A 26,664-nucleotide genomic window follows, 5' to 3' on the forward strand; every position below is an offset into this window, starting at 1 on the left:
CGTTCAATCGTGACCGGGAATCACGAATCGGAGTTTGCTCATGGGTCAACTTGACCACTTGCTAGAAAAAAACCGTGCCTGGGCTAAAGGCATCAAGAAAGAAGATCCTCAGTTTTTCAACCGCCTCTCGAATCAGCAGGCGCCTGAATACTTGTGGATTGGCTGTGCTGATAGCCGGGTTCCAGCCAACCAGATAGTTGATATGCTGCCCGGTGAGCTTTTCGTGCACCGGAACGTCGCTAATGTAGTGGTCCACACGGATTTCAACTGCCTGTCTGTTCTCCAGTTCGCTATAGACGTTCTCAAGGTCAAGCATGTTCTTGTGGTTGGCCATTATGGCTGCGGGGGCGTGAAAGCGGCTCTGCGCAATGAGGCGTTTGGCTTGATCAGCAACTGGCTGAGGCACGTGCAGGATGTGCGCGATCATCACCAACCTATACTCGCTGCCTGCGACAGTGAGCTGGACCAGATTGACCGCTTGTGTGAATTGAATGTGATAGAACAGGTGGGGCATGTGTGTCAGAACCACATTGTGCAAAAAGCCTGGAAGCGTGGCCAAAGGCTAAACGTCCACGGCTTCGTTTACGATTTGTCAGACGGCATACTCCGGGACATGGGGCTGTCGGTCTCTGGCGCTGCAAGTTGGGAGCAAATCAAGCAGAATAGTCTGAATGAGCTGACACTGCGGCCTGTTCGCTCTGGCCGGCAGAAAAGTATCTAGTCCTCACTGCAAAGCGATCTTTCTCCAATCCAAACAGGTTTTATCTGGCCAATTCATGCAGAGTGTATCTGGTTCCGCTTTACCCAACTCCCATCAGGCACTGCTCAAAAATCAGCACCTGTTATCCGGCTCCCTGGCTATATTGGGTGTTACATCGGCACAGCTATTGCTCGAGCTACCCTGCGGCGGGCTTGCCATGAGCGAACACGCGGGTGTTTTCGCAGCGCTGAAGCGCCATGAAAGCTGGAACGCTTGCTTTGGCTATGACGATCCGGCGCTTGCTGAAAACCGCTATGACAGTATTGTGGTTTTTTTACCCAAAGCCCGTGCTGAGCTGGAAATGCGCATCGCTCTTGCGCGCTCCCTGGCGTCGGACAATGCGCGGCTAATACTGATTGGTGAAAAAAAAGAAGGCATTGGCGGCGGCGCCAAGCAGCTCAAAGCGGTTGCACCCCAGGCATCAAAGGTAGACAGCGCGCGCCATTGCCAAGTGTGGAGTGCAGAGTCGATCGAGCCGGCTCCCGTATTCCAGATTCAGGACTGGCTGGGCTGGAGCAGGGTCGAGTGCTCGGGCGTGTCTATCGAAGTTGCCGGGCTGCCTGGAATTTTCAGCCAGGATGGCTTGGACAAGGGCACCCAGATGCTGCTGGATACTCTGGCGGAGCAACCGGTCGAGGCTGAGCGTATGCTCGACTTCGCCTGTGGTGCTGGCGTTATTGGGGCTTGGATTCAAGCCTGGAGTGTGGCGCGGGAAACGGCTGTAGTTAGCGTCGATGGTATAGATGTCCAGTCCCAAGCGGTTATCTGTGCAAAGGAAACTTATACACGCAACAATGCCGTCGGTACTATTTTTGCCTCTGACGGCCTGGCCGGCATTGAGGGCCTTTGGCCCGGAATTGTCAGCAACCCTCCCTTTCATACGGGTGTAAAAACCGATACCTCCATGACAGAGCAGTTCCTTCGGGGTGTGAGGGGACATTTACAGCCAGGTGGCGAATTACGATTGGTAGCAAACAGCTTTCTGCCATACGAGGCGTTGATCAAGCGGCACATAGGCCGCGTTGAGCGCCTGCGCGAAGATGGGCGTTTCACGGTTTACCGTGCTTTTCGGGAATTATAATAAAAAAGCCCCTGGGGTGAGGGGCAAAAGGTTTGCGTCCGGCAATAACGGAGCTAACCGAGAATGTGTTTAAGAGCGGTCCGCCTGACCAAGAACCGTCCTGAAGAGAATGAATCCGAGAATAGGCTTATTTTCTAGAGTAATCAGCCTAAAATGGCGTGTTCAACTCGAATCATCTCTGGATGCCTGATATGACAAGTGCTGTGCTGGATTTACCTGGTGGAAGCCTGACCCTTATTCGCCCCGGCACGGATGATCCAAGCCTGCGTGCGTGGAGCGCCGCCGACGAGTTGCTACTTCAGGAAGCGTATAGCCATTTGTCGGCCAAGCCGGATTCCCGGGTTTTGATCGTTGATGACCAATACGGAGCCTTGACGCTGGGTTTGTCGTGCTTTGCACCGGATGCAGTAGCCGATAGCGCTCAGCTTGGTCCTGCATTGGCGTTGAATGCTGCATTCAACCCCCAATGCCCGACACCAACGCAGGTCTTCAGCTGGTTGCAGCCTCCTGTTGGCGCCTATGATCTGATACTTCTGAAAATTCCCCGTGAGGCTGATTATCTGGCCTGGTTGCTGCGCTGGGGCAACGGAGCGCTCAGACAAAACGGCCTGATCCTTGCCGCCGGTATGATTAAGCATCTGCCAGCTCGTAGTGTGGATGTTTTTGCCAAGGCGGTGGAGGTTCAAAGCGCAGGTCGGGCGGTAAAGAAGGCTCGCTTGATTACCTGTAGCCGCGGGGAGGCATCGCTGGATGGCTGGCCCGGAAACTGGAAAGGTTATGAGTTGGAAAATAGCGGTATGCGCGTTAATGCCATGCCTGCGGTATTCGCTCGGGAAAAACTGGACATAGGTACCCGACTGTTGCTGCCCCACATAAAGCCCGCTCTTCAATCTTGCTGCCCCGGCGCCCGTGTGCTGGATCTCGCGTGTGGGAACGGTGTTCTCGGGCTGAGCGCATTGGCGGTGCGTGCAGATGTCGAAGTGACGTTCAGTGATGTGTCCAGCCAGGCAGTTTTAAGCGCCCGTAGCAATGTTCAAGCTGCTTTTTCGCACGCCAAGGCCTTGTTTCTGCATGCTGATGGCGTTGCCAGGGAGGGTGGCCCGTTCGAACGTATTCTGTTGAACCCGCCGTTTCATGAAGGTGGTGTGGTGGGTGATCACATTGCTTTGAGGTTGTTTGAACAGGCGGCACAGAATCTGTCTGAATCCGGTCGCTTGCTCATGGTGGGCAACCGGCATCTGGGGTACCACAAAAGCCTGCGGCGCTTCTTCCCTGAAGTGCGCCAGCTGGATGCCAACCCCAAGTTCGTAGTCTTCGAGGCCTGGCGCTGATCAACCCCGGGCTTTACAGGGCAGCCGGGCGGTCGTAGCCAAGGCGTGCCAATGTATCCACAATGGTTTGCGTCTGGCTGTCGATTTCGATGTTGACCCTCATGCCTTCTTCTATTGCACCAAAGGTCGTGGCCCGCAAGGTTTCAGGGATCAGGTGCACGTTAAACCGGTTTCCAGCGACTTCGCCAATGGTCAGGCTGGCACCGTTAATGGCAATGTAGCCTTTCGGGAAAATGTACCTGGACCATTCCTGCGGAACCTCGAACCAGATAGTCACGTTGTTTGTCGGGCGCAGAATCTCCACGACATTTGCAGTTGTATGTATGTGCCCGGAGAGCAAGTGGCCGCCAATCTCATCTCCGATTCTCGCCGCTCTTTCAAAATTAACCGGATTCCCTGGCACCAGATCGCCGAGAGTTGTGAGCTTGAGAGTTTCCTGCATGGCATCAAAAAACAGCGTGTTACCTGCCTGCTTCGTAACGGTCAGGCAGGTGCCGTTGATAGCCACGGAGGCGCCTATAGCAACGCCCTCTGCGCTGTTATCTGGCAGGCGGATAGCGAAGGTGCTTAGCCCGGTTGCTGCGGTAACCTCTTCCACAACAGCAATACCCTGAACAATACCTGTAAACATAAACAGACCTCATTGGCGAGCGGAGTGCGGCATAGGGAGGGAAGGATAACGACCGGGGTTGTCGTTGCCAAGTACAGGCGTATCTGACTTTCAGAAGGGTGTGCGCTATGGATGGCTCAAGATATACCGAGCATTGTCGATATCCATATAGAGGCCCTGCAAAAACAGAGGCCCTTTAACGCATTGGGTGGACTTTCATGGCTCAGAACCAAACCGCTGCACAGGCACAAACGGGAATGTCTCAAGGGGCTGTCTTAAGGCCCGGGCGTGCGGCTGATCCTGTGCCGGAGAGCGCTGTTGCAGATGCAGGCCGGGCTGATCCGCAAGCTTTGGCAGCAGTTAGCGATGGTAGTGAAACAAAGATGACGACCGACAGCCTTTCAGAAAGCGGGGCTCCGATAGAAACAAATTCGGGCGAAAGTGCGGAGAGCCAAGGAGCCGCGGAGCCAGTGCTGGCAGAGTCCCGTCAACGTAAGTTACGGTTGATGCTGCGCCAGTGTGATCGCGTGCTGTTAATGGATTTCGAACTGTTGGCTATGGCGGATTGGCCAGACAATTTTAGTGTGGCGACAGCGCGCAGGAGCCGGGATCTATGGGTTTTCAGCGCACTGGTCGCTGCCGTTGTGTTTCTGAGCGGGCTTACAGGCTTCGTACCTGCCTGGCTAGCTGGCGGCGGGTTTGGTGCCTTTGTTGTTATTCTGCTACTTGGTGTTCCAGGTGTTCGTCGCGTTTATACATCCAGGCCCTCCTATCTGGATTTGTTGCTTAAGCGCCAGCGCTTGTTACGTGATGCACGCAAGCACGTGGACCACCTTGAGGGTAAAGAGGGGCTTATATGGCAGTGCGCCCGTATGGCAGACTTTAATCCTGCCTTGAAAAATACCCGCTTCAGTAGCCTGCTGCGTTTGTCGGAGCAGAAGGCGCTGCCCAAAGCCTTGTCTCGGCGTGAGCATCTCAGGTTGTATCTGATTTATCTTCTTGAGGCAGAAAAAGCGTATAGCCGGGTCCAGACCGCTTTTTTTGAAGGAAACCAGCAGGCCATTGATGAAGGCTGGCAGGAAGCAGTGGCAATGCCTGGGGACAGAACTTGACATAAATGTGCTTCAAACGTATGTTTCAAACAGACGTTTGCTCAGAGGCACTGAAAATAAAATGGCCCAGTCGGATACTGTTGATCGAATTCTTGATGCCGCAGAAGAGTTGTTTGCTGAACGTGGTTTTTCAGAGACCTCGTTGCGCATGATTACCAGCAAGGCAAAAGTAAATCTGGCCGCTGTAAATTATCATTTCGGTTCCAAGAATGCGCTGATTCATGCGGTTTTCGGGCGCTTCCTTACGCCTTTCTCAGTGACCCTTGAAACCGCATTCGACGAGCTTGAGGCACGTTGTGAAGGCGGCCCCCCTACCTTGAATCAGACACTTTGGGCGCTTACGGAGAGCGCTGTGCGTATGCCTCAGCGCAATGAGAGAGGAATTTCGATCTTCATGCGATTGCTTGGGCTGGCATACACTCAGTCGCAAGGGCATTTGCGCAAATTCCTGGAGCAGGAATACAGTGAACCCTTCAGCCGTTTCATGCGCCTTCTGAAAGAAGCTACGCCGCAGTTATCTGCAGTAGATCGCTATTGGCGCATTCAATTTATGCTGGGCGCAACGGCCTTTACCATGTCCAGCAGCGACGCTTTGCAAGACATTTTACGTAATAAGCTGGGTGTGGATACCACCGTTCAGGAAATCGCTGCGCGCCTGGTGCCTTTTCTTGCCGCTGGCATGCAAGCTCAGGATACCGTGCTGGCTCCCCCTGCTGAAAACAAGTTCCCGGTTGCCTGAGTTGTACTCTCTCAGTTAGGCTTCCCTCTGAATTTTAAAGGGAGTCGAAACCATTGTGAGCTACCGCAACCGCAGTGCCTGCTCGATTGATGTCCACCTGGGTAATCAAACTCTGGCGTTGGTCGATGAAAGCGGTGGTGTCATTTCCCGGTACTCGGTTTCTACTGCACTCAATGGAGCAGGGGAGCAGGATGGTAGTGGTTGCACCCCAAGGGGAAAGCACTACATTCGAGCCATGATTGGTGCCGGCTTACCTTCCAATACAGTTTTTCGTGCCCGCCGTCCTACTGGCGAAGTCTACAGCGACGAACTGGCAGCCAGTAATCCTGACCGAGACTGGATACTAACCCGAATTCTATGGCTGTGCGGACTGGAGTCTGGCAAAAATCGTGGTCCGGGCATTGATACCTTTCGCCGTTTTATATACATACATGGTACGCCCGACACGGAGCCCATGGGGTTAGCTCTCTCTCACGGGTGTGTGCGTATGCGCAATGCTGATGTCATTGAATTGTTTGATTATGCCCACGCGGGTATGCCGGTTACTATCCGCTGAAACCAGATTAACAAGACTGATTAGAGGGTTCCGATGATCGGAGAAATGATGTCTACGCTTAATGGCTGGATCGCGAACTTTGGTGTCCTGTCTGAGGCATGGCGCGTGAGCATTGTGGTTTTTGCGCTGGTGCTTGGCACTGCCACGGTGGCCTACCTTGCCAGCCATATCATTGGAGCTCTGGAGAACAAGTTCTCCAAAACCAATAACATCTGGGATGATGCCCTGTTGCACGCCACACGTGCACCGGTAGTGGCGTTTGTGTGGCTGCAAGGGATCTACTGGGCTGCAGAAGTAGCTCATTACTACTCGTCGGCAGAGGTCTTCAAAGCTAACGGGATACTGCTGCAAGTCGGCTTCATTTTCATCTTTGTCTGGGCACTGCTCAGAATGATCAAGCAACTGGAGAACATTGTCGTCTCTCCGGTAAAGATGAAAAAACCGATGGATTACACCACGGTTAACGCGATCAGCAAGTTGTCCAGAGCTGTTGTGATCATCACGGCCGTACTGATCAGCCTGCAGTCGTTGGGTTATAGCCTGTCAGGGGTGCTTGCCTTTGGTGGCGTGGGCGGTATTGCTGTGGGCTTTGCGGCTAAGGATCTACTGGCTAACTTCTTCGGGGGCTTTATCGTCCATCTGGACCGGCCGTTCAAGGTTGGTGACTGGATACGCTCTCCTGACCGCAAAATTGAGGGGACCGTAGAGCACATCGGGTGGAGGGTTACGACGATCCGCACGTTTGATAAGCGCCCGTTGTATGTACCCAATGCGACGTTTACAACCATTGCCGTAGAAAACCCCTCGCGAATGACCAATCGGCGTATCTCCGAGACCATCGGGATTCGTTATGCGGATGTCAGTCAGATGGAAGCTATAGTTGCGGATATTCGTTCAATGTTTGAAAAGCATGAAGACATTGATAGTAAGCAGACGTTGATTGTTAACTTTTTGGCTTTTAGTCATTCGTCATTGGATATCATGGTGTATGCCTTCACTAAAACCACGCAATGGGTTCGATTTCACGAAGTCAAGCAAGATGTGCTGCTGAAAATCAGCGATATTATTGAAGGCTATGGTGGCCAGGTCGCCTTCCCGACGCAAACCATACATTTTGGTGATGAAGCCCGGCTTCCCGAGAAAGACAGGGAGCGTGATGCGCAAGCTGAAGGTGAGGACGCCAAGGCTGAAAACAGCGATAAACAGGCCGATGCGCGGCGCGCACCCCATAACCAGAACCCTGGCAAGCGCGATCGCAGCCGCCGCCAGGATACTCAGGCCGGTGATGAGGGTGAGCAATCCCTGGGCGATGGAGAGGGTGACTGATGTCTGATACTGGCGGCGCAGTTGGTATTATCGGGGGAACCGGCCTTACCACTCTTTCCGGCCTGAAGGTTACAGGTACGCGAAATGTGGAAACGCCTTGGGGGGCGCCTTCGTCTGAGTTGACGGATGGGCTCCTTGATGGCCAGCCCGTGGTGTTTCTTTCCCGTCATGGCAACCCCCACAGAATTCCGCCCCACCAGGTAAATTACCGGGCCAATATCAAGGCGCTCTATGATGCTGGTGTGCGTACGGTCGTAGGTGTAAATGCGGTTGGTGGCATACACCGGGATATGGGGCCGGCGTGTGTTGTTATTCCTGACCAGATTATTGATTACACCTGGGGCAGGGCCGGGACCTTTTTTGAGGGTGACCTGGAGCAGGTAACTCATATTGACTTCACCTGGCCATACGATAAAGAAGCCCGGGGCATAATGATGCAAGCGGCAAAAGCACATGGAGTGCCATTTGCCGGATTTGGTGTTTACGGTGCAACCCAGGGCCCAAGGCTGGAAACCGCAGCCGAAATACGGCGCATGGAGCGGGATGGCTGTGATCTGGTGGGTATGACCGGCATGCCGGAAGCGGCATTGGCGGCTGAGCTGGGTATGCGCTACGTGTGCCTGGGCCTGGTGGTTAATTGGGCGGCAGGGAAGTCAGACCACATTATTACCATGGATGAAATTGAAGCGGCCATTGATCAAGGTATGTCGGGTGTCAGACGCATTCTTGAGGTATCGATGGCCGGCTTGGGCGGGCTTAAGGTGTTGCCTCAATCTTCTTGAAGAACACCAGAACGCCGATGGTGGGGGAGTCCAGAAAGTGGATCTCTTCACTTCGCATTCTGCGGGTCTCACGGATCCAGGTGAGTAGCTCAAGCGGCACTTCCGGCTGAAGCTCCAGCTCGGGGCTTGTGGCCATGGCAGCAATACCCGTTTCGTCAGTCAGGTTGTCCGTGTTCTCGGGTTCGTTGGTATTCATGGCACTGCTTTCGGCCTCGGCTCCGGTTGTCGGAACGGCGATTTTCCCTTCCTGCCAGTGATTCAGGTGAACCCCAACGTGCAGGTAGCGCTGCCTGTCGATGGTGATATGACCTTCAATGGCTCGCTGGCCGGCCTGTTCCAGCCAATCTCCTATTTCAACCCGTAGCGGCTGACCTTTGTAATCTGGCGGGAAGGCTTGGTACCACCCTGTGGACATGAGCACGCGATAATGCCCACTTCTTTCCAGTCGGTTTGCGGCATTGCCCAGGTGAAGCTGGTTGCGGTTTACGAGTTTCAGGGTGGAGCTGGCGGCGCCGCCCGCAGCCACGCTGTAAAGGGTCTCACTGGTGTCCACCGGTGCGTCCACTTGGCGTGTGGCCATGCGCTCATTTACTGCACTGGGGTCGATGATGCGTTCCAGGATCACAAACTCCGCCCGGTAATAGTCGTTTGGCGTTTGCTGTGCATGACTCACCAAAGCAGTGGTTGCCAGAACGGCCGTCAGTAGTGTGCGTGTCAGAAGCCGACACAGGCGATTACCTTCAGTCTGCAAAAGAGTGCTCCAGTTTTGTTCAGGCCCGTGTTTTCAGGCGATAGTCAGGCAGTGGCCGCGCGTTTTTCGGGCACAAGTTCGCCCAGCATCGCGGAAATGCCGTCGAGTTTACCACTGGTTGAGGTGTCCTTCAGCCGAAAACGGAAGCTGTTGGCACCTTCAAGGCGATAGGCGTCTGGCGCGGATTGCATTTTCTTAATCAGCACCAGCGGGTCTACCGGGGTGGAATTGCCGAACTCAAGGCGGGCCCACTCCTTTCCGGCGTCTACTTTCACTATGCCCAGCGCTTCCGCCTGAAGCCGAAGTTCTGTTTGTCGCATCAGGTTTTTTGCCGGTTCCGGTAACAATCCGAAGCGGTCGATCATCTCAACCTGAAGTTCTTTTAATCCGTTGCGGTCGCTCACACTGGCAATGCGCTTGTAGAGCATGAGCCGGTTATGAACATCGGGTAGGTAATCTTCCGGAATCAGTGCCGGTATGCGCAGGTTCATTTCCGTGCCATGGCTCAGGGGCAGTTCGGCATTGGGTGTGCGGCCTTCGCGAATGGCTTTTACGGCTTCGTCCAGCAGTTGCATGTACAGGGTGAAGCCGATGCTTTCTATCTGGCCACTTTGTTCGTCTCCAAGCAGTTCGCCCGCTCCGCGAATCTCAAGGTCGTGGGTTGCCAGCATAAAGCCGGCGCCAAGGTCTTGCGCCTCAGATATGGCTTCCAGTCGCTTTTTGGCATCCGCGGATATGGCTTTTGGTGGCGGAGTCAGCAGGTATGCATAGGCTTGATGGTGAGAACGGCCAACCCGGCCCCGGAGCTGGTGCAATTGCGCCAGGCCGAACTTGTCTGCACGTTCGATAATAATGGTGTTGGCACTGGGAATATCGATGCCGGTTTCGATAATGGTGGTGCATACCAGCACGTTGAAGCGCTTGTGGTAGAAGTCCGACATGATGGCTTCGAGCTGCCGCTCCCGCATCTGACCGTGGGCCACCCCTACGCGGGCTTCTGGAACCAGCTTGCGCAAGTCTTCGGCAGTTCTTTCGATGCTGGCCACATCGTTATGCAGAACGTACACCTGGCCGCCCCGCAGAACTTCTCGCAGGATGGCTTCCTTCACCATGGCGTCGTCCCGCTGGCGCACAAAGGTTTTCACCGACAGCCGCCGCGCTGGCGGAGTGGCAATGATCGACAGGTCCCGCAAGTGCCCCATGGCCATGTTCAGGGTTCTGGGGATGGGCGTTGCTGTCAGGTTCAGCATATCCACTTCGGCGCGCAGGGCTTTGAGTTTTTCTTTCTGCCCCACCCCGAACCGGTGTTCTTCATCAATAATCACCAGCCCGAGGTTCTTGAACTGTATGTCGCCTTGAAGCAGTTTGTGGGTGCCGATAACAATGTCGGCTTTCCCGCTCTCAATGGCTTCCATGGCTTTGTTGGTCTGGCTTGTGCTGCGAAAACGGCTCAACAGCTCCACGTTGACCGGCGTGTCTGAAAAACGGTCCCGGAATGAATCGTAGTGCTGCTGGGCCAGCAGGGTTGTGGGTACCAATACCGCCACCTGCTTACCAGACCAGGTAGCCATGAAGGCGGCACGCATGGCGACTTCTGTTTTGCCAAAGCCCACATCACCGCACACTAGCCTGTCCATGGGTTTCTCGCTGGTCATGTCTTCGAAAACGGCTTCGATAGCCATTTGCTGGTCCGGTGTTTCCTCAAAGGGAAAGCCTGCCGCAAAGGCGCGGTAGGCTTCCTTCGGGTCTTCAAAGGCAAAGCCTTTGCGGGCTTCGCGGCGGGCGTATACGTCCAGAAGTTCGGCGGCAGTATCGCGGATCTTTTCCAGGGCTTTTTGTTTGGCCGTGCTCCAGCGTTCGGTACCTAGCTTGTGGAGTGGGGCGTGTTCTGTGTCCGCTCCGGCATAGCGGGAAATCAAATGCAGGCTGGATACCGGCACATACAGCTTCGAGCCGCCGGCGTATTCGAGCATCAGGAATTCGCTTGATTCCCCTTCCACTGTAATGGTTTCCAGGCCAAGGTAGCGGCCAACCCCATGGTCTATGTGAACAACAGGAGAGCCAGTGCGCAATTCAGACAGGTCGCGGTAGCCTTCATCATTCACTTCTGTGGGCTTGTCACGGCGACGGCGTTGTAACACACGCTCGCCGAACAATGCCGTTTCGGTGACCAGTGCCACATGGTGTTCTGGCAGGACCAGCCCTTGCTCCATCGGCGCCACGGTAATACCCAGGGAGGATTTCTCATCGGCCAAAAATTCCTGCCAGTTTTCATAGCCTTGCAGGCGAAGCTGGTGTTCTCCCAGGTTTTCAATCAAGGCTTCGCGACGCCCGGAGGATTCAGCGCAAATCAGCACCCGCCCGGCAAAGTCTTTGATAAAGCGCTTCAAGCGACCAGCAGGGTCTGCAGCTCTCGCACTCATGGCGATATCCGGCAGTGCTTCGCTGCTGCAGTTTACGGCGCCGCTGCCTTTTGCCGTTTCCGGGGTCATGGTTACCCGTGGGAAGGCTTTAAGGTGTCCGAACAGTTCATCCTGCAGCAAAAACAGATTGGCGGGCGGAAGGATCGGGCGGTGCCGGTCGTGGCGGCGCTCTTCGTAGCGATTTCGGGTTTCCGAGTCAAAGTGGCTGACGGCTTCGTTCAGGCCTTCAGCGGTAAACACCTGTGTGGTGGTTGGCAGGTAATCGAACAGGGTAGCTGTTTGGTCAAAAAACAGCGGCAGATAGTATTCGATGCCCGGCGGTGTGATGCCGTTGCTCACATCCTGATAGACGGGGGACTCTTTGTCTGCATTCGGGAACTGTTCAAACCAGCGTCCGCGGAAGGCAGAGCGCGCTTCTTTATGCCACGGGAATTCATAGGCGGGCAGAAGCTCGATGCACTCAATCCGGTCGATGGAGCGTTGGGTTTCCGGATCGAAGGTGCGCAGCGTTTCGACTTCGTTATCAAACAGATCAATCCGGTAGGGCAGGTTGGAACCCATGGGGAATATGTCGAGAATGGAGCCTCGAACGGCATACTCGCCATGTTCGTAAACGTTTTCAGCATGGCGGTAGCCTGCAGTGGCCAGTTGAAGGCGCCAGTTATCCAGATCCAGCGACTGTCCGGTTTCCAGTAACAGTGTGTTGCCCTGAAGATAGTTAACGGGTGGCAGTCGGTGCATAAGGGTGCGAGCCGGCACTACAATAAGCCCATGTTCAGTGCCCGGCAGGCGGTGCAAAGTGCGAATACGTTGTGAGGTTATGTCCTGATGTGGAGAAAACAGATCGTAGGGCAGGGTTTCCCAGTCAGGTAAAGAGAGTAACTCCAGCCCGTCATCAGTAATGGTGGCTCCATCTTCTTCAGGCGGAAGACCAAGAAAGAAGCGCAGGGACTGTTCCAGGCGAAGAGCTTCAGCAGTGCTGCGGGTGATCACCAGGGTAAGCCCTTTGTGTGCTTTCGCGCTCTCACAAATGGCCAGGGCACTGCTGCTGCCATGCAGTTGTCCCCAGGTACGATGATCCGCCGGCTTTTCAGGAAATGGTGGCGCAATCAGTGTTTGCGGCGAAGCGGAGGTCGGGGCACCTTGATTCATGGGCAGTCATGTTCTCCTGCAGAGGGGGTTAGCGAGCCTGTGGGCGGCTATTCTAACGCCGGTAGATGTCAGTGTCATGGCGGTAAGTCTAAGAGGTCCGTGCCAGTTCGTATTTGCCGTTAGCCTGTTTAAGTTGGATAATGCCCAACCTGAATTCTTCCACGTGTGAAACAGGGGTCCCTACCGTGAGCCACGAACAGACTAACCAGTGCCTATCCAACTGGATGGACAGAGAATCCATAGCGGAGGCCATGATTCCGCTGATCGGTCGTCTTTACCGGAAAAACAACGTTGTTACCTCGGTGTATGGCCGAGCCGTTATCAACCAGTCAGTTATCGATATTATTCGCGCTCACCGCTATGTGCGCCAGGTAGAAGGTGGTGAGCTGTCTGTTCACGACACCTTGCCGCTCTTGCAAGCCATGGACCAGATGGAGCTTGGGCGTGCGCATGTCGACATCGGCAAACTGGCAGTAAAATTTAAAGAGCAGGGCGGTGATCTGACCGAATTTCTGAAAAATGAAATCGGATCAGTGGTTGGCCAGTATTCTTCACAATCGGAAGAAGATGCCAGCAACGGCACGAAAGATGTCGTTCTCTATGGTTTTGGTCGCATTGGTCGGCTGCTCGCCCGAATTCTGATTGAAAAGGCCGGTGGTGGTAACAACCTGCGCCTGAGAGCAATTGTTGTGCGTCATGGTGGCGCCGACAGTGATCTCGAGAAGCGTGCCAGCCTGCTGCGCCGCGATTCGGTTCACGGGCCATTTGATGGCACCATTCGCATCGATGAGGATGAATCTGCTCTGATTGCCAACGGCAACTACATCAAAGTGATTTATTCTGACGGCCCGGATAAAGTGGATTACACCCAATACGGCATCAACAACGCTATCGTTATCGATAATACGGGTAAGTGGCGTGATGAAGAGGGCCTTGGTTTACACCTCAAGTCCAAAGGTGTGAGCCGTGTGATTCTGACCGCGCCGGGCAAAGGCGATATCAAGAATATCGTATACGGTATTAATAACGACTGGATAACTGACGAAGACAAAATCCTGTCAGCAGCCTCCTGTACCACCAACGCCATCACACCTGTGCTCAAAGCCATTTACGACGAATACGGCATTGAAGATGGCCACGTTGAGACGGTTCACTCCTACACCAACGACCAGAACCTGATCGATAACTACCACAAAGGCAGTCGCCGCGGCCGCAGTGCTGCGCTGAACATGGTAATTACCGAGACAGGGGCGGCAAAAGCTGTGTCAAAAGCGCTCCCTGAGCTGAAAGGCAAGCTCACCGGCAACGCAATCCGCGTTCCGACCCCGAACGTTTCCATGGCGATTTTGAACCTCAATCTGAAAAAAGAGGTGGATGTAGAGAGCGTTAACGATTACCTGCGCGAGATGGCTTTGCACTCGGAACTGCAAAAGCAGATCGACTTTGTGAACTCTCCGGAAGTGGTCTCAACAGATTTTGTTGGCTCGCGACATGCCGGTATTGTTGATGCCCAGGCCACGATTGCCGGAGGTAAGCGCCTGATTTTGTATGTTTGGTACGACAACGAATTTGGCTACAGTGCCCAAGTGATTCGGGTAGTCAATCAAATGGCGGGTATCAACTACCCCGTTTTCCCGAAGCGCTCACGCGACTGATGGAAGGCGCCTGAAACAACGTTCGTAGCTCCAGAAACCCGGTGTCGAAAGTCGCCGGGTTTTTTGTTTTTCATGGCTGTGCGCTGCGGGATTACGATCCAGTACAAACCAGCTCTCGTTTCAGGTGGAAATAGCTTGTCTTAAACTCTATAATTGGCGCGAATTTGGGTATGTCTGGCTCCCTGTTTCTCAACGTTTTCTGGGCCGCCGGTGTCAGGCAATACGAATCCATAGAATAGTTTCTGATGATTGGATGAGGCTAATGATTAAGATCAAAAAAGGCCTGGATCTTCCCATCAGCGGCGCTCCTGAACAGACCATCACAGACGGTAAGCCAGTTCGCCATGTGGCGCTGATTGGCTTCGACTACACCGGCATGAAGCCGACGATGGCTGTTAAAGAAGGGGATCGTGTCAAGCGCGGTACGCTGCTGTTCACGGATAAGAAGACCGAAGGCGTTCGTTATACATCACCCGCTGCGGGCGTGGTGAAAGAACTCAATCGCGGTGAGCGACGGGTATTCCAGTCAATTGTCATCGAGATCGATGGCGACGAGACTGAAACATTTGCCAGCTACAGTGCTTCGGATCTTGCGAGCCTTGAGCGACAGCAAGTGGTTGACAATCTGGTGGAGTCCGGATTGTGGACAGCGTTCAAAACGCGCCCCTACAGCAAAGTGCCTGCAATCGACAGCGCTCCTCACTCTATTTTTGTTTCCGTTATGGATACCAACCCACTGGCTGCAGATCCCACTGTGGTGATCGCTGAAAATGCGGCAGCCTTTGAAAACGGCCTGACGATATTGGGTCGGCTCACTTCAGGTAAGGTATTTGTGACTGGCCGGCCCGGTTCGGGCGTGTCGGTTCCCAAGGCGGATAATATCGACGTTCAGCAGTTTGACGGCATGCACCCCGCCGGGAACGTTGGTACCCATATCCACCACCTTGATCCGGTTTCCGCAACCAAGACTGTCTGGGCAGTTAATTATCAGGATGTGATCGATATAGGGCTCCTGTTCACCACCGGCGAACTCAACGTTAGCCGCATTGTTGCGCTTGGTGGCCCCAAGGCCCTGAAGCCGCGTTTGGTGCGTACCCGTCTCGGCGCCAGTCTGGCAGAACTTCTTGATGGCGAAGTAGCCACAGACTGTGATGTTCGCCCGATTTCCGGTTCCGTGTTCGGTGGTCGCCGCGGTGAAGGCCCTTGTGCTTACCTGGGTCGCTTTGCAAACCAGGTATCGATACTGGAAGAGGGCAACAAGCGATACTTCATGGGGTGGCTGACCCCGGGTCTCAACAAGTTCTCTGTTCTGAATATCTACCTCTCCAAGCTGTTTGGTGGAAAGAAGTTCGACTTCACCACCACCACCAACGGCAGTGAGCGTGCCATGGTGCCAGTGGGTGCCTACGAGAAGGTGATGCCTCTGGATATCCTGCCAACCCAGTTGCTGCGAGCACTGATTGTAGGGGACACCGAAATGGCTCAGAAGCTCGGCGCTCTGGAACTGGAAGAAGAAGATCTGGCGCTGTGCACCTTTGTGTGCCCGGGTAAATATGAATACGGTCCGATTCTCCGTGAGAACCTGACCCGAATCGAGATCGAGGGCTAACACGATGGCTATCAGACAGTTTCTCGATGGAATCGAGCATCATTTTGAGCAGGGCGGGAAGTACGAGCGCTGGTATGCATTGTACGAAGCTGCCGATACTATTTTCTACACGCCTAGCTCGGTAACCTCTACAACCTCGCATGTGCGCGACGGGGTAGATCTTAAGCGCATCATGATCACCGTTTGGTTGTGTGCGTTCCCGGCGATGTTCTTTGGTATGTGGAATATTGGCTTTCAAGCCAACAACTTCCTGGCGTCGAATCCGGACGCCCTGATTGGTGACGGCGGGTTGCGCACTGCCTTCATTCAGGCTCTTGCAGTAACCGGAGCGGGTGCTGGTATCTGGGACAACTTCGTTTACGGGATGGCTTACTTCATCCCTGTTTATGCGGTTACCTTTATAGTTGGCGGCATATGGGAAGTCCTGTTCGCCACCGTACGTCGGCATGAAGTGAACGAAGGCTTCTTTGTAAGCTCTATCCTGTTCGCATTGATTTGCCCGCCAACCATACCTTTGTGGCAGGTTGCACTGGGTATTACCTTCGGTGTGGTGATCGGTAAGGAAGTGTTCGGTGGTACCGGCAAAAACTTCCTGAACCCGGCGCTGACAGGGCGCGCATTCCTGTACTTTGCCTATCCGGCGCAGATCTCGGGCGACACAGTATGGACTGCTGTTGACGGGTTCAGCGGCGCAACTGCTTTGAGCTGGGCAGCGAGTGGTGGCCTTGAGGCCCTGGAAAGCAACATTGGCTGGATGAACGCTTTCATGGGCTCCATTCAGGGTTCCATGGGTGAAACCTCCACAGTGGCTGTGCTTATCGGTGGCCTGGTTCTGGTGGGCATGCGGATTGCCAGCTACCGAATTGTCGGCGGTGTGCTGATCGGCATGATTGGTACGGCTGTCCTCATGAACGTTATCGGCTCCGAAACCAACCCCATGTTCTCAGTTCCGGCCCATTGGCACCTTGTTATGGGTGGCTTCGCTTTCGGCATGATGTTCATGGCAACCGACCCGGTTTCAGCAGCAATGACTAACACTGGTCGCTGGTGCTTCGGTATTCTGGTAGGTGTTATGACGATTCTGATTCGGGTTGTTAACCCGGCGTTCCCGGAAGGCATCATGCTGGCGATTCTGTTCGCTAACCTTTTTGCCCCGCTCATGGATCACTACGTGGTTCAGGCAAACGTTAAACGGAGGCTCGCTCGTGGCTAAGGCTAAAGAAACTGTCTCCAGAACGCTGCTTGTTGCTCTGGTACTGAGTATCGTGTTCTCCGTAGTGGTTTCAACCGCTGCGGTAGTGCTTCGCCCGGCCCAGATCAAGAATCAGAATCTGGACATCAAAACCAACATTCTGGCGGCGGCAGGTATGCTGCCGAACGGAGCCGGCGCTGATGAAATCGAGAGCGTTTTTTCCCGGTTTGATGTGCGCTTGGTAGATCTGGATACCGGTGACTATGTAGAACCGTCTTTCGTGGATGTAAACGATCCCATGAAATACGACATGTACAAAGCCGCCTCAGACCCCAAGATGTCTTCCAAGATTCCGTCATCTGACGACAAGGCTGGTATCAAACGCCGTCCTAACATTGCCAAGGTTTACACCTTGAGCGAAAACGGTGAGATGACGCGTGTGGTACTGCCGGTTCATGGTTATGGTCTCTGGTCGACGCTGTATGGCTTTGTGTCTCTTGAGGGTGACCTGAATACGATCGAAGGCCTTGGCTTCTATGCCCACGCAGAAACACCGGGCTTGGGTGGTGAAGTGGATAACCCACGCTGGAAATCACAGTGGGTTGGCAAAGAGCTTTACGATCAGGATAAAACAGAGCCTCAGATTCGCCTGGTTAAAGGTGGGGTGGGCGCCAATACACCTGACAAGCAGCACAAGGTTGACGCACTTTCTGGCGCAACCCTGACCAGTCGCGGTGTGCAACATCTGGTCAACTACTGGCTGGGTGAGCGGGGTTACGCACCGTTCCTCAAGAAACTTCGTGAAGGGGAGGTCTGATCATGTCTGAAATGTCCGCCAAGCAGGTTCTTTTCGAACCGATATTCAGCAACAACCCGATCGGGCTGCAGATCCTTGGTATCTGTTCTGCGCTGGCTGTAACCACCAGCATGAACGTCACCATTGTTATGTGCCTGTCAGTTATTGCGGTTACCGCATTTTCCAACCTGGCTGTATCGCTGGTTCGAACCCAGATCCCGGGCAGCATCCGGATCATCGTACAGATGACCATTATTGCTTCTCTGGTTATTGTGGTTGACCAGATACTGAAAGCTTATGCCTATGAAATCAGTAAGCAGCTCTCGGTATTCGTTGGTTTGATCATCACCAACTGCATTGTTATGGGGCGTGCCGAAGGCTTCGCCATGAAGAACGGCCCCTGGCTGAGCTTCGTAGACGGTGTAGGCAACGGCGTGGGCTACTCGGTAATGCTGCTGTTCGTAGCGTTTTTCCGCGAGCTGCTGGGCGCGGGTTCCCTGTTCGGTGTAACCCTGTTATCGCCGGTTAACGAGGGTGGCTGGTACATCACCAACGGCCTGCTTCTGCTGCCGCCAAGCGCTTTCTTCATTATTGGTCTGGCTATCTGGGGTTTGCGTACCTGGATGCCTGAGCAGGTAGAAGAAGAGGACTACAAAATGTCCCGCCATACCCATAAGGAGGCCTTCTGATGGAGCATTATATCAGCCTGCTTCTCAAGGCAATTTTCATTGAGAACATGGCACTCGCGTTCTTCCTGGGGATGTGCACGTTCCTCGCTATTTCCAAGAAGATAGAAGCTGCGACGGGTCTTGGCATTGCCGTTGTTGTGGTTCTCACGCTGACCGTGCCGGTCAACAACTTGATCTACAACAACATACTGCGGGAAGGCGCTCTGGCCTGGGCCGGTTTGCCTGATGTAGATCTGAGCTTCCTCGGCCTGATTACCTACATAGGTGTTATCGCTGCCATTGTTCAAATCATGGAAATGATTCTGGACAAATATATTCCAGCACTTTACTCCGCACTGGGCGTGTTTTTGCCCCTGATTACTGTGAACTGCGCGATTCTTGGTGCGGCACTGTTCATGGTGGAGCGGGATTACACCTTCGGTGAAAGTGTGGTTTATGGCTTTGGTGCTGGTGTGGGTTGGGCTTTGGCGATCGTTGCTCTGGCAGGTATCCGTGAAAAGCTGAAGTACAGTGACGTTCCAGACGGGCTCCGTGGCCTGGGTATCACCTTCATTACCGTTGGTTTGATGTCCCTTGGCTTTATGTCCTTCTCAGGGATTTCCCTGTAATTCACCCGGTGATTCGGTTTAACGAAAAGGCGAGACCATGTATACAGAAATAATACTCGGCGTGGTCATGTTCACCGTTATCGTTCTGGCGCTTGTCGCGATCATCCTCGCGGCGAGATCCAAACTGGTAAGCACCGGTGAAGTGACCATCGAAATCAATGATGACCCGGAACACACCGTGAAAACGGAAGCCGGCGACAAACTGCTGGGCACCCTGGCTGGCAGCGGCATTTTCCTGTCTTCTGCCTGCGGCGGCGGCGGCACCTGCGCACAGTGCAAGTGCAAGGTGCTTGAGGGTGGCGGCGCCATGCTGGCGACGGAGAAGACACACTTCACGAACCGTGAAGAGAAGGAAGGCTGGCGCTTGTCGTGCCAGGTACCGGTCAAGCAGGATATGAAGATTGAGGTGCCGGAAGAGTTCTTCGGCGTTAAGAAGTGGGAATGTGAGGTTGTCTCCAACCACAACGTGGCCACCTTTATCAAAGAACTGGTACTCAAGTTGCCGGAAGGCGAGGAAGTGGACTTCCGCGCTGGCGGTTATGTGCAATTGGAGTGCGGTCCTTTCGAAATCGACTTCAAGGATTTCGATATCGAGGAAGAGTTCCATGGCGACTGGGACAAGCACGATATCTGGCGCTACAAAACGATCAACAAAGAAGAGACCGTGCGCGCCTATTCCATGGCAAACTATCCGGAAGAGAAGGGTGTTCTCAAGTTCAATATCCGGATCGCGACTCCTCCTCCTGGTACTGACCATAACCCGGGCATCATGTCCAGCTATGTGTTCAAGCTGAAGCCAGGCGACAAGGTTACGGTGATGGGGCCGTTTGGTGAGTTTTTTGCCAAGAAAACCGAAGCCGAAATGGTGTTCATTGGTGGTGGTGCGGGCATGGCGCCCATGCGCTCCCACATCTTCGATCAGCTCAAGCGTTTGAACTCCAAGCGCAAGATCAGCTTCTGGTACGGTGCCCGGAGTGTCCGCGAGATGTTTTACGTGGAAGACTTCGACATGCTTGCCGAAGAGAATGACAACTTCGAATGGCATGTTGCTCTCTCCGACGCACAGCCTGAAGACAATTGGGAAGGCCCTACGGGCTTCATCCACAACGTGCTCTACGAAAACTATCTGAAGGATCATCCTGCTCCGGAAGATTGTGAGTACTATATGTGCGGGCCCCCAATCATGAACGCATCCGTAATCAAGATGCTGAAGGATATGGGCGTTGAAGAAGAGAACATCATGCTGGATGACTTCGGGGGTTAAACCTTTTATATGACATCCAGTATCTTTGAACCCGCCCGGGCGGCCTTTGCCAGCATCTTTATGATGCTGGTACTGGTGGCCCTGGCGGGTTGCTCATTTCAGCCGGATGAAGAAATCTGGGAAATATCCGGGCCTGTATTTGGTACCAGTTACCATATCAGTGTTGTCTTGGCGGAAGATCACCAGAGACTTGAGGCGCTGGCGCAAGGTATCGACGAAGCGCTTGACGGTGTGGATGCGTCCATGTCGACCTGGAGGGACGACTCTGAACTGTCCAGGCTGAACAGCCTTGAAGATCAATCGGATTGGATACCAGTATCCGACCCACTATACGAAGTGCTGTCCCGATCTGCAGAGATTTCGCGGTTGACTGAGGGAGCCTTCGATATAACCATTGGGCCAGTGGTCAATCTCTGGGGTTTCGGGCCGGATGCCCGTCCTGTAGAAGTTCCTTCTGACGAAGAGCTTGCCCGCGCCCTCGCTTCAACAGGTTTTGAGAATCTCTCACTTCAGGCAGATCCGCCCGCTGTAAAAGCTTCTTTGCCCCAGTATATTGACCTTTCAGCAATCGCCAAAGGCTACGGAGTAGATGTTGTTGCCCGCTACCTTGATAGTGAAGGTATCAAGGCCTATCTCGTAGAAATAGGAGGTGAGGTGCGTACTCAGGGGCAAAAGCCTGACGGCAGTGTTTGGCGGTTAGCCATCGAGCAACCTGCAGAGGGTGAAGAGCACTCCGTAAACCGAATCGTTACTTTACCGTCGAAGGCGATGGCCACTTCCGGCGACTATCGTAACTATTACGAATCGGAAGGGCGTCGTTTATCCCATACAATAGACCCTGAAACTGGACAGCCGATTTCGCACCATCTGGCTTCTGTTACGGTAATTGCTGAAGACAGCATGACAGCGGATGCACTGGCTACTGGTTTTACAGTGATGGGTTATGAGCGGGCGAATGCGCTCGCAACGCGGGAGAATATTCCTGCCTATTTTATTATTCGGACGGCAAACGGGTTCGAGTCGCATCAGACTCCGGCGTTTTCGTCCTACGTTACTCAGTAGGAGGCGGGCAACATGGGTATCTTTCTTCTGGTTTTGTTGATTGTGGTTTTGCTGGTTGCCGGCATGTCGGTTGGCGTCATTTTCGGGCGTAAGCCAATCAGTGGTACCTGTGGTGGTATTGGTGCTCTTGGCATCAGCTCCTCGTGTGACATTTGCGGTGGCAATACTCAGAAATGTGAGGAAGAAAATCAGCGTGTGGCTTCAGAAGCCGTAGCAGTCGACGATCTGGCTTACGATGCTTCCAAGCCAGGTATAAAACAGTAAACGCTGGCAAATTATTGAATAATTACGACTACTTTTCACGACGTAGATAAGGAGTTACTGCGCGAATGGCAGAACATCATTACGACGTCGTCGTTATCGGTGCCGGGCCTTCAGGTGAAGGTGCGGCAATGAATGCGACGAAGCATGGCAAGCGTGTTGCTATCGTTGAAGACAAGCCCACAGTGGGAGGCAACTGCACCCATTGGGGCACGATTCCTTCCAAGGCTTTGCGTCACTCAGTCAAACAGATCATTACCTTTAATACCAACCAGATGTTCCGGGACATCGGAGAGCCCCGCTGGTTCTCGTTTCCCCGAGTGTTACAGAGCGCACAGAAGGTTATTGGTAAGCAGGTAAAACTGAGAACCCAGTTCTATTCCCGCAACCGGGTAGACCTGATCAACGGGCGCGCTTCATTTCTGGACAAGAACCGGCTGGAAGTTCGCGGGAACAAATCTGTTGAGATTCTGCATTTCAAACAGGCTGTTATTGCGACGGGCTCACGCCCATATTTACCACCTGATCTGGACTTCCGTCACCATAGAATTTACAACTCAGACACCATACTCAACCTCTCGCACACACCCCGCACGCTGATTATTTACGGTGCCGGGGTTATCGGTTCTGAATACGCATCTATCTTTTCGGGCCTGGGTGTGAAGGTGGATTTGATCAACCCGGGCAGCCGTTTGCTGTCATTTCTGGATGATGAAATCTCGGATGCTCTGAGTTACCACCTGCGTAATAACGGTGTTCTGGTGCGCCATAACGAGGAGTACTCCTCAGTGGACGGTGATGACCATGGCGTGGTTCTATCACTGGAATCCGGCAAGAAAATCCGTGCAGATGCGTTTCTCTGGTGTAATGGCCGAAGTGGTAATACAGATGGCCTGGGGCTTGAAAACGTGGGCTTGACGCCGAACAGCCGGGGTCAGGTGGCCGTAGATGAGCACTACCGCACTGAGGTGGAGAATATCTATGCTGCCGGGGACGTAATCGGATGGCCAAGCCTGGCCAGTGCCGCTTATGACCAGGGCCGCTCAGCATCTTCGGACATAGTGCAGGACGACTACTTCCGGTTTGTGACGGATGTGCCCACGGGCATTTATACGATTCCGGAGATCAGTTCCGTGGGTAAAACCGAGCGTGAGCTGACGGAAGCCAAGGTGCCTTACGAGGTGGGCCAGGCGTTCTTCAAGGATCTTGCCCGGGCTCAGATTACCGGCGAAGCGGTGGGTATGCTGAAAATCCTGTTTCACCGTGAAACCCGGCAGATCCTGGGCATTCACTGCTTCGGTGACCAAGCAGCTGAAATCGTCCACATCGGCCAGGCGATCATGAACCAGGAGGGTGAGGCTAACTCACTGAACTACTTCATTAACACAACTTTCAACTACCCGACCATGGCGGAAGCCTATCGCGTCGCAGCGTTGAATGGCCTGAACCGGATATTCTGACCGGTTCAGGGTTAGCCGGCGGGTAACCCCTCATTGCCTGCCGGTAATTCGTTGCGTTCAGGCAGCGATAGCGAGGCCTGTGCACGGTTATCAAAAAACATGCGCGTGCTTGTCGGGTAGTCTGTTATAACGCTGTCCACCCCCATGGCTTCAAGCCGAAGCATGTCCTGGATGCGGTTTACTGTCCAGCAGGACACATGCATTTCCTTGCGTCGTGCATTTTCCACCAATTCTGGCGAACACAGCTTCCAGTTGATGCACAGGTAGTCGCAGCCAAGGCGCGTGGCCAGGCCAAGGGGCCTTGGAAAGCGACGCTCTGTAACCAGCCCGGTGCGAATGCGTTTGTTTCTTCTGCGTATTTCCTTCAAAAACCAGGTGTCCGCTGACGTAATCGCTGCTGTTTGGTAGAGATTCCGGTGTTGGATAATTTCCGTTAGCCGGTTGCAAAGGACGTTCAGCCTGGCGCGGCTATCGGTTTTTACCTCCAGCTGTAAATGCTCAAGGTCGTCGAATGTTTCCAGCAAGTCTTCAAGAGAGGGAATCCCAGCCCTCTCCGGCCACGGGCTGGTGTTTCTTCGGGCGTCCATAGCGGCAAGCTCTGCGGCTGTGTATTGGGCAACCTCGCCTTTCTGGTCGGTAGTTCGGTCAATCGTAAGATCGTGCACCAGCACTGGCTTGCCATCTTTTGATAGCACAATGTCGAGCTCAAAATGCCTCACACCCTGCCTGTGAGCATGCCTGAATCCGGGCAGGGTGTTTTCCGGGGCTTCACCTTTTGCCCCCCGATGTCCGTAGACGATCATGCCGGCGTTTCACCTTTAAGACGTTGGTAAATGGCCTGGCGCTTTTTCCAGGTGTCGTGGCACAACTGTATATCTTCGAGGTAGGCCGGCAGTTCGTTCATAAGCAATGCCTGGGGCCCGTCTACCAAAGCTTTTTCCGGCTTTGGATGGAAGTCCACCAGCACCATGTTGGCTCCTGCGATCACTCCTTGTGCGGTCGCGTGCATTACGTCCAGGATACCGTCCGGGGATTTTTCCCGTGTGCCAACAGAGTGGGACGGGTCCACGCAGACCGGCATACGCGTAAGCCTCTTAACCGCTGGCACATGGGCAAAATCCACCATGTTGCGGTGCGGCTGGCCGGCTTCGGTTTTCATACCACGCAAACAGAAAATAACGTTTGCGTTGCCTTCACTGGCCAGATATTCCGCCGCATTCAGGGATTCGTTCAGAGTAATGCCGAACCCCCGCTTGAGCAGAACCGGATAGGTGCTCTGCCGGCCAATGGCTTTCAGTAGTTCAAAGTTCTGAGTATTGCGGGTGCCTACCTGAAGCATAACGCCGGTTGGGCGGCCAAGTTTTTCGAGGCAGTTGTCTATCTCATCAATATGACTTTCATGGGTAATCTCCATGGCAACCACTTTGATGCCGTGTTTGCCGGCTTTTTCAAACACCCAGGGCAGGCAGCCCTTGCCATGTCCCTGGAATGAATAGGGGTTAGTGCGGGGCTTGTAGGCGCCCATGCGGGTACAGACCTGGCCGTTCTCTTCCAGCGCTTTCAGCATCATTTCAACATGTTCTGGAATATCAACAGCGCAAAGACCGGCGAAAATATTGAGGTTGGATTGATTGAAATCGACACCGTTATAGCTGAAACCGGTTTGACGGTTATCATCCCGGTGGCGCCCCAGAATCCGGTAATCGTCGGATATTCGAACCGCCCGCTCAACAGCCGGCAGGGCTTCGATATCCTCTTTATCCAGGGGCTTGGTGTCCCCCAGCAGGTATATTTCAGTCAGCCGCTGGCTGACTCCCTGAATCTCATGTACCCGAACAGACACGCCCGGGAGGTGCTCCAGATAATGCATGGTCTGGAGATAGGCTTCACTATCCAAAGGGGTGTTAGGGTGAAGAATGGCTAGCATGCGGTCTCCTTTTTGTTCGGCAGATTAAGAGCGTGCGCTCTCTGCCTTGTGCCGTGCCTGCATGAACTCCCGGTGGTTAAGGTGGAGCAAGTCGGCGATACGGCGAATAAGGTGTTCTTCGTATTTATCGATGCGGTCATCCGCCAGCGCAACCTGCCAGATGTTCTCCAGCAGTATTTGTTTTGCGTCCTGGTCCAGCGCCTCGTTAATCTGCCCGGTAAACTCATAAAGTGAGGTGGCGTCCTCAGCATGGTTCAGAGCAGTGTTCAGGATGTCTTCCGCTTCTTCCCGTGTTAGTTGGTGAGTTTTTATGGCGCAATCAATGATCGCCTGCAGTTCTCGTTCATCCTGCTCGCTATCCACCCGTGAAAGCTGCACCATCAAAGCGGTTGCAGCGATCGCAAGCTGGTGCTCATCGGGTTTATGATGCTCCGTTTTCGGCACACTAAACAGCTTTTTAAGGCTTTCAATCATAATTTGCCACAATTATTCTGGTGTATTAAAACCACACTGGGATTGCCTTGGAAGTGCATTGGGTCAGGCCGCTTCAGAGGCCAGTTGGCGCACCCGGTTTTCCAGCTCAATCTGGTCGATGGCAAAACGGCGAATGCCGTCTGCCAGCTTTTCGGTAGCCATGGCGTCTTCATTGGACTCCCAGCGAAAGCGCTTCTCATCCAGAAAGCCAAAGCCGTCGGTTGAGCTGGCCCCGGTGGCTGATAGCCTCTGTTCCAGGCTTCCCTGATCATCTTGTAGCTCCTGCAACAATGCAGGGCTTATTGTCAGTCGGTCGCAGCCGGCCAGCATTTCGATTTCTCCAATATTACGGAAGCTGGCACCCATAACCACGGTATTGAAGCCATTTGCCTTATAATAGTTGTAGATTCGCGTGACCGAGAGCACTCCAGGGTCTTCGGCAGCAGGGAAGTGGTCGCGACCACTGTTGGCGAGGTGCCAGTCCAGTATGCGCCCAACGAATGGCGAAATCAGGAAGGCGCCGGCCTGTGCACAGGCAACCGCCTGAACAAACGAGAACAGCAACGTAAGGTTGCAACGAATGCCTTCTTGCTCAAGTATCTCTGCAGCGCGGATTCCTTCCCAGGTAGCTGCTACCTTGATAAGAACCCGGCTTGTATCCACTCCCTGCTGATCATAAAGCGCTATAAGTCTACGGGCTCGCTTGAGCGTGGCTTCGGTGTCAAATGATAAACGTGCATCAACTTCTGTAGAAACCACACCCGGTATAAGGTTGAGTATTTCCTGGCCTGCCAGAACGGCGAGCATGTCGGTGGCCAGGGTTAACTGCTCGGCATCTGAACTCGCTTGCTTGCGAGCCATGGTCACGGCCTTTTCCAGCATGGGGCGGTAAGCATTGGAGGCAGCTGCTTTCAGTAACAACGAGGGGTTTGTTGTGGCATCCTCGGGGCGCCATTGGGCGATAGCATCAATATCACCTGTATCTGCCACTACCGTGGTCATGGTTTTCAGTTGGTCAAGCTTGTTGGTCATTCGTAACGTCGT

Annotated in this window: 25 protein-coding genes; 18 read left to right on the forward strand and 7 right to left on the reverse strand. The window is 53.8% G+C overall.

Going from position 1 to position 26,664, the window contains the following annotated elements; translation table 11 throughout:
- The first annotated feature begins 40 nt into the window (after window positions 1-40).
- From can to CDH47_RS08635, 3 genes are all read left to right on the forward strand, one after another.
- On the forward strand, window positions 41-721 hold the full coding sequence (can, locus tag CDH47_RS08625; protein ID WP_100639481.1) for a carbonate dehydratase: 681 nt from the start codon (window positions 41-43) through the stop codon (window positions 719-721).
- A 55-nt stretch (window positions 722-776) separates the two neighbouring features.
- Entirely contained in the window at window positions 777-1,841 is a 1,065-nt protein-coding gene (locus CDH47_RS08630) for a class I SAM-dependent methyltransferase (RefSeq protein ID WP_100639482.1), read from the forward strand.
- A 191-nt stretch (window positions 1,842-2,032) separates the two neighbouring features.
- Window positions 2,033-3,172: a class I SAM-dependent methyltransferase gene (locus CDH47_RS08635; RefSeq protein ID WP_100639483.1), complete on the forward strand. Its 1,140-nt coding sequence runs from the start codon at window positions 2,033-2,035 to the stop codon at window positions 3,170-3,172.
- Between the two features lie 13 nt (window positions 3,173-3,185).
- Here the strand turns inward: CDH47_RS08635 and CDH47_RS08640 are convergent, their stop codons facing one another.
- Window positions 3,186-3,803: a riboflavin synthase subunit alpha gene (locus tag CDH47_RS08640; RefSeq protein ID WP_100639484.1), complete on the reverse strand. Its 618-nt coding sequence runs from the start codon at window positions 3,801-3,803 to the stop codon at window positions 3,186-3,188.
- A 197-nt stretch (window positions 3,804-4,000) separates the two neighbouring features.
- Between CDH47_RS08640 and CDH47_RS08645 the strand changes: the two genes are divergently transcribed.
- From CDH47_RS08645 to CDH47_RS08665, 5 genes are all read left to right on the forward strand, one after another.
- Complete coding sequence (locus CDH47_RS08645; RefSeq protein WP_100639485.1) at window positions 4,001-4,894, forward strand: hypothetical protein; 894 nt, start codon at window positions 4,001-4,003, stop codon at window positions 4,892-4,894.
- A gap of 61 nt (window positions 4,895-4,955) precedes the next feature.
- Complete coding sequence (locus CDH47_RS08650; RefSeq protein WP_100639486.1) at window positions 4,956-5,633, forward strand: TetR/AcrR family transcriptional regulator; 678 nt, start codon at window positions 4,956-4,958, stop codon at window positions 5,631-5,633.
- A 97-nt stretch (window positions 5,634-5,730) separates the two neighbouring features.
- Complete coding sequence (locus CDH47_RS08655) at window positions 5,731-6,189, forward strand: L,D-transpeptidase family protein (protein ID WP_239985700.1); 459 nt, start codon at window positions 5,731-5,733, stop codon at window positions 6,187-6,189.
- A gap of 33 nt (window positions 6,190-6,222) precedes the next feature.
- Entirely contained in the window at window positions 6,223-7,515 is a 1,293-nt protein-coding gene (locus CDH47_RS08660; protein WP_100639488.1) for a mechanosensitive ion channel family protein, read from the forward strand.
- Window positions 7,515-8,297 (forward strand): S-methyl-5'-thioinosine phosphorylase, encoded by a 783-nt coding sequence (locus CDH47_RS08665; protein ID WP_100639489.1) that lies wholly within the window; start codon window positions 7,515-7,517, stop codon window positions 8,295-8,297. The genes CDH47_RS08660 and CDH47_RS08665 overlap by 1 nt, the downstream gene beginning before the upstream one ends.
- On the opposite strand, the gene CDH47_RS08670 is transcribed toward CDH47_RS08665, so the two are convergent.
- Window positions 8,272-9,048 carry a CsiV family protein gene (locus CDH47_RS08670; protein ID WP_100639490.1) on the reverse strand — a complete coding sequence of 259 codons (777 nt, stop codon included), beginning with the start codon at window positions 9,046-9,048 and terminating at the stop codon, window positions 8,272-8,274. The genes CDH47_RS08665 and CDH47_RS08670 overlap by 26 nt on opposite strands.
- A 44-nt stretch (window positions 9,049-9,092) precedes the next feature.
- Window positions 9,093-12,623, reverse strand: coding sequence for a transcription-repair coupling factor (mfd, locus tag CDH47_RS08675; protein ID WP_100639491.1), 3,531 nt, complete (start codon window positions 12,621-12,623; stop codon window positions 9,093-9,095).
- 224 nt (window positions 12,624-12,847) lie between these two features.
- On the opposite strand from mfd, the gene CDH47_RS08680 reads away from it, so the two are divergent.
- From CDH47_RS08680 to sthA, 10 genes are all read left to right on the forward strand, one after another.
- Window positions 12,848-14,278 (forward strand): glyceraldehyde-3-phosphate dehydrogenase, encoded by a 1,431-nt coding sequence (locus tag CDH47_RS08680; RefSeq protein ID WP_420843677.1) that lies wholly within the window; start codon window positions 12,848-12,850, stop codon window positions 14,276-14,278.
- A gap of 262 nt (window positions 14,279-14,540) precedes the next feature.
- Window positions 14,541-15,887 carry a Na(+)-translocating NADH-quinone reductase subunit A gene (locus CDH47_RS08685; RefSeq protein ID WP_100639493.1) on the forward strand — a complete coding sequence of 449 codons (1,347 nt, stop codon included), beginning with the start codon at window positions 14,541-14,543 and terminating at the stop codon, window positions 15,885-15,887.
- A gap of 4 nt (window positions 15,888-15,891) precedes the next feature.
- Entirely contained in the window at window positions 15,892-17,100 is a 1,209-nt protein-coding gene (locus CDH47_RS08690; protein ID WP_100639494.1) for an NADH:ubiquinone reductase (Na(+)-transporting) subunit B, read from the forward strand.
- The gene (locus tag CDH47_RS08695) at window positions 17,093-17,896 is read left to right on the forward strand and encodes a Na(+)-translocating NADH-quinone reductase subunit C (protein ID WP_100639495.1); all 804 of its coding nucleotides are present in this window, start codon (window positions 17,093-17,095) and stop codon (window positions 17,894-17,896) included. The genes CDH47_RS08690 and CDH47_RS08695 overlap by 8 nt, the downstream gene beginning before the upstream one ends.
- Before the next feature lie 2 nt (window positions 17,897-17,898).
- Window positions 17,899-18,564: an NADH:ubiquinone reductase (Na(+)-transporting) subunit D gene (locus CDH47_RS08700; RefSeq protein ID WP_100639496.1), complete on the forward strand. Its 666-nt coding sequence runs from the start codon at window positions 17,899-17,901 to the stop codon at window positions 18,562-18,564.
- Window positions 18,564-19,172: an NADH:ubiquinone reductase (Na(+)-transporting) subunit E gene (nqrE, locus tag CDH47_RS08705; RefSeq protein ID WP_100639497.1), complete on the forward strand. Its 609-nt coding sequence runs from the start codon at window positions 18,564-18,566 to the stop codon at window positions 19,170-19,172. Before CDH47_RS08700 ends, nqrE begins: the two co-directional genes overlap by 1 nt.
- Window positions 19,173-19,209: 37 nt before the next feature.
- The gene (gene nqrF / locus CDH47_RS08710) at window positions 19,210-20,436 is read left to right on the forward strand and encodes an NADH:ubiquinone reductase (Na(+)-transporting) subunit F (RefSeq protein ID WP_100639498.1); all 1,227 of its coding nucleotides are present in this window, start codon (window positions 19,210-19,212) and stop codon (window positions 20,434-20,436) included.
- A 9-nt stretch (window positions 20,437-20,445) separates the two neighbouring features.
- Window positions 20,446-21,498 carry an FAD:protein FMN transferase gene (locus CDH47_RS08715; protein ID WP_100639499.1) on the forward strand — a complete coding sequence of 351 codons (1,053 nt, stop codon included), beginning with the start codon at window positions 20,446-20,448 and terminating at the stop codon, window positions 21,496-21,498.
- A gap of 12 nt (window positions 21,499-21,510) precedes the next feature.
- Complete coding sequence (gene nqrM / locus CDH47_RS08720; protein WP_100639500.1) at window positions 21,511-21,762, forward strand: (Na+)-NQR maturation NqrM; 252 nt, start codon at window positions 21,511-21,513, stop codon at window positions 21,760-21,762.
- Window positions 21,763-21,827: 65 nt separating this feature from the next.
- A complete protein-coding gene (gene sthA / locus CDH47_RS08725; protein ID WP_100639501.1) occupies window positions 21,828-23,219 on the forward strand; it encodes a Si-specific NAD(P)(+) transhydrogenase in 1,392 nt (463 codons plus the stop codon).
- Between the two features lie 11 nt (window positions 23,220-23,230).
- Here the strand turns inward: sthA and CDH47_RS08730 are convergent, their stop codons facing one another.
- The 4 genes from CDH47_RS08730 to tal all read right to left on the reverse strand — a co-directional run bounded on the left by CDH47_RS08730 (window position 23,231) and on the right by tal (window position 26,652).
- On the reverse strand, window positions 23,231-24,022 hold the full coding sequence (locus tag CDH47_RS08730) for a glycerophosphodiester phosphodiesterase (RefSeq protein WP_100639502.1): 792 nt from the start codon (window positions 24,020-24,022) through the stop codon (window positions 23,231-23,233).
- Window positions 24,019-25,146, reverse strand: a complete 1,128-nt coding sequence (locus CDH47_RS08735) for a 3-deoxy-7-phosphoheptulonate synthase (protein ID WP_100639503.1) — start codon at window positions 25,144-25,146, stop codon at window positions 24,019-24,021. The genes CDH47_RS08730 and CDH47_RS08735 overlap by 4 nt, the downstream gene beginning before the upstream one ends.
- Before the next feature lie 24 nt (window positions 25,147-25,170).
- Window positions 25,171-25,620: a tellurite resistance TerB family protein gene (locus CDH47_RS08740; protein WP_100639504.1), complete on the reverse strand. Its 450-nt coding sequence runs from the start codon at window positions 25,618-25,620 to the stop codon at window positions 25,171-25,173.
- A 63-nt stretch (window positions 25,621-25,683) separates the two neighbouring features.
- Entirely contained in the window at window positions 25,684-26,652 is a 969-nt protein-coding gene (tal, locus tag CDH47_RS08745) for a transaldolase (protein ID WP_100639505.1), read from the reverse strand.
- Between the last annotated feature and the right edge of the window lie 12 nt (window positions 26,653-26,664).

The organism is Marinobacter salexigens, assembly GCF_002806945.1.
GTDB lineage: Bacteria > Pseudomonadota > Gammaproteobacteria > Pseudomonadales > Oleiphilaceae > Marinobacter > Marinobacter salexigens.

Bases quoted from the DNA above. Each gene is read 5' to 3' on its own strand.
- CDH47_RS08735 (WP_100639503.1), bottom strand. From the start codon at position 25,146: ATGCTAGCCATTCTTCACCCTAACACCCCTTTGGATAGTGAAGCCTAT.
- CDH47_RS08650 (WP_100639486.1), top strand. From the start codon at position 4,956: ATGGCCCAGTCGGATACTGTTGATCGAATTCTTGATGCCGCAGAAGAG.
- CDH47_RS08630 (WP_100639482.1), top strand. From the start codon at position 777: ATGCAGAGTGTATCTGGTTCCGCTTTACCCAACTCCCATCAGGCACTG.
- CDH47_RS08680 (WP_420843677.1), top strand. From the start codon at position 12,848: ATGGACAGAGAATCCATAGCGGAGGCCATGATTCCGCTGATCGGTCGT.
- CDH47_RS08665 (WP_100639489.1), top strand. From the start codon at position 7,515: ATGTCTGATACTGGCGGCGCAGTTGGTATTATCGGGGGAACCGGCCTT.
- CDH47_RS08700 (WP_100639496.1), top strand. From the start codon at position 17,899: ATGTCTGAAATGTCCGCCAAGCAGGTTCTTTTCGAACCGATATTCAGC.
- nqrE (WP_100639497.1), top strand. From the start codon at position 18,564: ATGGAGCATTATATCAGCCTGCTTCTCAAGGCAATTTTCATTGAGAAC.
- CDH47_RS08660 (WP_100639488.1), top strand. From the start codon at position 6,223: ATGATCGGAGAAATGATGTCTACGCTTAATGGCTGGATCGCGAACTTT.
- CDH47_RS08730 (WP_100639502.1), bottom strand. From the start codon at position 24,022: ATGATCGTCTACGGACATCGGGGGGCAAAAGGTGAAGCCCCGGAAAAC.
- CDH47_RS08685 (WP_100639493.1), top strand. From the start codon at position 14,541: ATGATTAAGATCAAAAAAGGCCTGGATCTTCCCATCAGCGGCGCTCCT.
- CDH47_RS08640 (WP_100639484.1), bottom strand. From the start codon at position 3,803: ATGTTTACAGGTATTGTTCAGGGTATTGCTGTTGTGGAAGAGGTTACC.
- sthA (WP_100639501.1), top strand. From the start codon at position 21,828: ATGGCAGAACATCATTACGACGTCGTCGTTATCGGTGCCGGGCCTTCA.
- mfd (WP_100639491.1), bottom strand. From the start codon at position 12,623: ATGAATCAAGGTGCCCCGACCTCCGCTTCGCCGCAAACACTGATTGCG.
- can (WP_100639481.1), top strand. From the start codon at position 41: ATGGGTCAACTTGACCACTTGCTAGAAAAAAACCGTGCCTGGGCTAAA.
- nqrM (WP_100639500.1), top strand. From the start codon at position 21,511: ATGGGTATCTTTCTTCTGGTTTTGTTGATTGTGGTTTTGCTGGTTGCC.
- CDH47_RS08635 (WP_100639483.1), top strand. From the start codon at position 2,033: ATGACAAGTGCTGTGCTGGATTTACCTGGTGGAAGCCTGACCCTTATT.
- CDH47_RS08715 (WP_100639499.1), top strand. From the start codon at position 20,446: ATGACATCCAGTATCTTTGAACCCGCCCGGGCGGCCTTTGCCAGCATC.
- CDH47_RS08690 (WP_100639494.1), top strand. From the start codon at position 15,892: ATGGCTATCAGACAGTTTCTCGATGGAATCGAGCATCATTTTGAGCAG.
- CDH47_RS08645 (WP_100639485.1), top strand. From the start codon at position 4,001: ATGGCTCAGAACCAAACCGCTGCACAGGCACAAACGGGAATGTCTCAA.
- nqrF (WP_100639498.1), top strand. From the start codon at position 19,210: ATGTATACAGAAATAATACTCGGCGTGGTCATGTTCACCGTTATCGTT.
- tal (WP_100639505.1), bottom strand. From the start codon at position 26,652: ATGACCAACAAGCTTGACCAACTGAAAACCATGACCACGGTAGTGGCA.
- CDH47_RS08740 (WP_100639504.1), bottom strand. From the start codon at position 25,620: ATGATTGAAAGCCTTAAAAAGCTGTTTAGTGTGCCGAAAACGGAGCAT.